This is a genomic window from Microbacterium sp. UCD-TDU, from assembly GCF_000340625.1.
GTDB classification, from domain to species: domain Bacteria; phylum Actinomycetota; class Actinomycetes; order Actinomycetales; family Microbacteriaceae; genus Microbacterium; species Microbacterium maritypicum.
In genome coordinates, this window is the sequence record NZ_AOSO01000015.1 from 1 (window position 1) to 1639 (window position 1639).

General features: G+C 65.3%; 1 protein-coding gene. It reads left to right on the plus strand.

Translation table 11 applies throughout. The annotated features are described in order from the left end of the window. Positions 1 to 1490: rhamnan synthesis F family protein (locus D514_RS22820; RefSeq protein ID WP_017828593.1), on the plus strand; the 1490-nt coding region annotated here is incomplete at its 5' end. Between the last annotated feature and the right edge of the window lie 149 nt (positions 1491 to 1639).

Below are 1639 nucleotides of genomic sequence, written 5' to 3' on the forward strand. Positions count from 1 at the left end.
ATCTGCAGTCGTTCTGGATCGCGGTTCGTCGTGAGATGTTCTTGTCGGAGGAGTGGGCGCGGTACTGGCGTGAGTTGCCGGAGATGCCGTCGTATTTCGATGCGGTGCTCAAGCACGAGACGATCTTCACGGATCATTTCGCGCAGCTCGGCTTCACCCACGACGTCGCCTACCCGTCAGCCGCGTATCCGACCGACCACCCGGCGCTGTTCAACGCCGATCTCCTGCTGCACGACGAAGCCCCGCTCCTGAAGCGTCGACAGTTCTTCCACTACCCGCCCTACCTCGACCGTCATGCCGTCATCGGTCGGCGCGTGCTCGCCGAGGTGGAGAAGTACGGGTACCCGATGCCCATCCTCTGGCAGAACCTCGCGCGCAACGTCGCCCCGAAGATTCTCAACGCGGATGCGGGAATGCTCGAGGTCCTTCCGCCGGAGGACGTCTCCTTCGACGCGACGAAGCCGTTTCGAATCGCCGTGATCGCTCACATTCCGGACGCGTCGCTGGCTCCGGATCTGCTGGGCGCGATCGCAGAGATCGGGCAGCCCTCGTCCCTGTTCGTCACGACCAACGACGAGGACAGCGCGCGCGTGATCGAGGACATCCTCGACCAGAATCCGTCTGCCGATCGGCTCTCCGCCGTCGTCCGCGTGGTTCCGCGACGCGGACGTGACATGAGTGCGCTCCTGGTCGGCCTGCGCGACGTGCTTCTCAGCGACGACTTCGACATCGTGGTCAAGGTGCACGCGAGGCGACCGAAGACACGCTCCGCGAATGTGGTGCGCTACTTCCACCGGTATCAGACCGAGAACCTCCTCGGCACGGCCGGGTACTTCGCGAATGTGCTCGCGCTCTTCCAGCGCGAGCCGGGTCTGGGCATCGTCATGCCGCCGATGATCCACATCGGATACGCCACGCCCGGCAAGGGGTGGGCGCACTACCTGCCCAGGGCGACCGAGGTCGCGAAGCGTCTCGGAATCCAGGTGCCGTTCGACGGCGTCTCTCCGCTGGCACCCCTCGGCGGCATGTGGATCTGCCGTCCGCAGGCGTTGGCTCCTCTTCTCCAGGCCGACTGGAAGGTCGAGGATTTCGGCAAACCGGCCACACACCGGAAGGCGGACATGGCGCGCGTGCTCGAGCGTCTGGTCACGTACGGTGCGGGGGAGGCCGGCTACCACACACGTACCGTTCTGAGCCTCGAGCATGCGGGGATCAGCCACGTCTCGATGGAGTACAAGCTGGATCAGCTCGCGTCGACGACCCCTGGATACCCGATCGACCAGATCCAGTTCCTGCAGCGATCCGGGTGGATGGGCAAGGGCGGCGCCGTCGCGATGATCCGGATGTACATGAATCTCAACCACCCCGAGGTGATGGAGCGGATGCGGCCGGTGCTCGCTCCGCTCATGCGGGCCGCTCGCGTCAGCGTCGGCGGGCTCCGCCGGGTGCTGCGATCCGGCGCGGGGCTGCTCAAGGGAGGTCGGCGATGAGTCGGGTGCCGGGTGTTTTTCCGGTGGGTGGTCGTCGGCTCGTCGTGTATGTGGTGTTCGACCGGCGTGGTGGTGTGGACGATTATGTTCCGTACGCGTTGGCGGGTTTGCGTGAGCATGCGGCTCATGTGCTGGTGGTCGTGAACGGT